Annotated in this window: 3 protein-coding genes; 2 read left to right on the top strand and 1 reads right to left on the bottom strand. The window is 71.1% G+C overall.

What is annotated here, in order from left to right:
- A partial coding sequence (locus G6018_RS14485) for an allantoicase (protein ID WP_182639996.1) occupies positions 1-910 on the top strand: 910 nt, incomplete at its 5' end.
- A gap of 198 nt (positions 911-1,108) precedes the next feature.
- Positions 1,109-2,656, top strand: a complete 1,548-nt coding sequence (locus G6018_RS14480; RefSeq protein WP_182639995.1) for an NAD(P)/FAD-dependent oxidoreductase — start codon at positions 1,109-1,111, stop codon at positions 2,654-2,656.
- 23 nt (positions 2,657-2,679) lie between these two features.
- Here the strand turns inward: G6018_RS14480 and G6018_RS14475 are convergent.
- A partial coding sequence (locus G6018_RS14475) for an HNH endonuclease signature motif containing protein (protein WP_182639994.1) occupies positions 2,680-3,430 on the bottom strand: 751 nt, incomplete at its 5' end.

Genomic DNA, 3,430 nt, shown 5'->3' with positions numbered 1-3,430 from the left:
GACCCGCCGGCGGCGCTCGCCCGGAGAGGACGCGGCGATCGTCCGCCTGGGGGTGCCGGGCGTGGTGCGCGGGGTCGTGGTGGACACCGCCTTCTTCCGCGGCAACTTCCCCCCGCAGGTCGCCGTGGACGGTGCGTGGATCGACGGCTACCCGGGGGCGGACGAGCTCCCGGGGGCCCACTGGCGGCCGTTGGTGCCGGCCGCAGCAGCGCAGGGGGACACCCGCAACCGCTACGAGGTGTCCGATCCCGTGGCCGTGACCCACGTTCGCCTGCGGATAATCCCGGACGGCGGTGTCGCGCGGCTGCGGGTCCACGGTGAGCCGACACCCGACCCCGCGTTCCTTCGCGGAACCGTCGACCTGGCGGCCGCCGAGAACGGGGGACGGGTGGTCGACTGCTCGGACCTGTTCTACTCCTCGCCGTCCAACATCATCGCCCCAGGCCGCTCCCGCGTCATGGGCGAAGGCTGGGAGAACGCCCGGCGGCGCGACGGGGGCAACGACCACGTCACAGTGGGCCTCGCCGGTCAGGGGACCGTCGACCACGTGGAGATCGACACCTCCTACTACATCGGCAATGCCCCGGGGATGGCGTCGCTTCGTGGGATCGCTCGCGCGGACGACCTCGAACACCCCGACCGGTGGGTGGACCTCGTCCCGCGTACGCCGCTGCAACCGGACTGTCGACACCGATTCCTGGTGGGACCCGGGTCGGGGTCTCGGCCGGGAGACGAGTCGGGCGCGGCGGAACCGGTGCGGTTCGTCCGACTCGACGTGTTCCCGGACGGAGGTATCGCTCGTCTGCGCGTTCACGGAAGGCTGAGTTCCGAGGCACTCGTCCTGTTCGCCGCACGGGTCGCCCGAGCCCGGCACGCCCAAGCCCGGCACACCGGGCTCATGCACTCGTAACACGGTCGAAAAGCCGTGCTGCCAGACTCGGCCTCGACACCACGATGGTGCGGTCGGCCCCGCCGATCCGACCGCCGGGTCCCACGGTCCGGCGGTCGAGTCATCAGTCAGGCATCGCCGTGGTGTCCGCCCGGGCACAGGACCCGGGTGGGCCCGCGACATCGACCCGGGCCCGCTGAGCCCGGGAGATCCACCGCCATGACCTCCGTCACCACCGACTCCGTGAGCACCGAACCCGGGACCACCGAACCCGGGACCGGGGCCCGGACCTCCCGCCGCCTGCCCGACGCGGACGTCCGACTGGCGACCCTCCGGGCCCGTGTGCACGAGGACATCTCCGCCACCAGCCATGCCCGCGACTGGATCCCCCGCGTCCCCGGGTCCACCGAACTCGACGTCCTGGTGATCGGCGGCGGGCAGGCCGGTCTGGGCACGGCGTTCGCACTGCAGCGCCAGCGGATCGACCGCGTCCTGGTGGTGGACGACGGTCCGGAGCACGAGGTGGGCTGTTGGGACCGCTACGCCCGCATGCACACCCTGCGCAGCCCCAAGCACATGAGGGGTATCGAATTCGACGTCCCGTCCCTCCACTTCCGGCGCTGGTTCGAGGCCGTCTACGGAGAGGCCGCCTGGGCCGCCGTCGAACTCATTCCCCGCCTGGACTGGAACGACTACCTGCGCTGGTACCGGGAGGTCACGGGTGTCCGCGTCCACCATCGGACCCGGGTGACCGCGATCCACCGCCCCGCCACCCCGGACGGGCCGTTCTCCGTGGAACTGCGCGGCCCGGAGGGACAGGAGACCACGCTGACCGCCAGGCGCATCGTCTGCGCGCTCGGGCTCGCGGGCGGGGGCGGGGTGCGCGTGCCGGAGTTCATCTCCTCTCTGCCCCGCGAACGCTGGTTCCACACGGAGGACCCGATCGACTTCACCGCATTGCGGGGTCAGCGGGTGGCGGTGCTGGGCGGCGGCGCCTCCGGGTTCGACAACGCGGCCACCGCGCTGGACCACGGCGCCGTCCGGGCGCATGTGTTCGTGCGACGGGCGACGGTCCCGGCCTCCAACCCGCTGCGGTGGATGGAGTTCCCGGGCATGCAGGAGCGCTTCTACGACCTGGACGACCAGCGCAAGTGGGACTTCGGCGTGATGTCCGGAGGTCTTCCGCAGCCGCCCACGCAGCACGCGGTGTGGCGGTGCTTCACTCACTCCGGCTTCGCCTTGCACACCGGCTGTGGGTGGAACGCAGTCTCGATGGTCCACACCGGCACCGGTGGGCAGGAGATCGCGATCGACACCACCAGGGGGCGGTTCCACGCTGACGTCGTGCTGTCCGCGACCGGATACCAGGTGGACCTGCAGATGCGTCCGGAGCTCACCGAGTTCGTCGACGACATCGCGTTGTGGTCCGACCGCCACCCTCCCGCGGTCGATCACCCGGCCGGACGGAGTCCCTACCTGGGTCCGGGGTTCGAGTTCACCGAACGCGATCCGGGCACCGCCCCGTGGCTCACCCGCCTGCACCATTTCTCGACCGGAGCGCGGGCCTCCATGGGCGTCACCGGGAACCAGCTCTCCGGGATCTACGGCGGGATCGGGCGGATCGCCTCGGCGATCACCACTGCGATCACCCGCGAGAACTGGGACAGGCTCGCCGGTGACTTCGCGTCGTTCGAGCACATCGAGGTCCGATCCATCGGTCCCCACGACGCCTCCGACGGGTGGTATCCGACGAGCTCGCGCTTCTGACGTCGAGAGTCGCGCGCAGCCCATCAGAACGGGGGCTCCTCGTCCGACAGGGGAGTCGACGGCGTGGGCGGAGACACCGGACCGGTCTGTGGTGCCTGTCGCCAGAGTCGAGCCTGCGCACGGAGGTTGCGTCTCTCGACATCGCGACGGTGGCGCAGGTGGGGTCGCCGCCGCGACTCGGCCGATCCGAAGCCGGTCTCACCCGCTTCGGCTGCCTCCCGCTGTAGTCGGCTCGCCTCAGGGTGTCGTGGTGCGGCGTGGCCGGCGAAAGGCCCCGTGGGGAAGGTCGTGATGCGGGTTGCGGGGTCCCTGTCCGGGTGGTGGGGGCCGTGTATCCACACGTATGAACCGTCGGTCTCCCGGTAGTAGGCCCACACCCCGTCGGTCTTGAGTCTGTGGTGGAAGCGGCAGAGGGTGCCGAGGTCGTCGCACGTCGTGTGTCCGCCCTGGTCGGGGTGGTCATGGTCGAAGGGGACGATGTGGTCGAGGTCGGATTTCTCGGCGGAGGTCTGGCAGCCGGGGAAAACGCACGTACCGTCGCGCCCCCGACAGAAGCGGGCCAGGGCCTCGGACGGGGTGTGGCGCCGCGCAGCGGCGGTGTCCGGATCCGCGAGTTCGGAGAGTGCGTTGACCCGCCGCCTGGCGTCGCGCTGCAGTTCCTCGGCGGTGTGCCGGGTGATCGGCCCGTACCCGGCGAGGGTGATGCCGCGATTGTCCGGGGTGCCATCGTCGTATGCGTGGATGATGACCCGGCGAGCCGCAGACCGGGCTTCC

This window comes from Dietzia sp. DQ11-44 (assembly GCF_014145205.1).
GTDB classification, from domain to species: Bacteria; Actinomycetota; Actinomycetes; order Mycobacteriales; family Mycobacteriaceae; genus Dietzia; species Dietzia natronolimnaea.
Note: the sequence above shows the minus strand (reverse complement) of the source record. Positions and strands in the feature narration are given on the sequence as shown.

Excerpts from the sequence above, each read along its gene's own strand:
- G6018_RS14480 (WP_182639995.1), top strand. The coding sequence starts at position 1,109 with ATGACCTCCGTCACCACCGACTCCGTGAGCACCGAACCCGGGACCACC.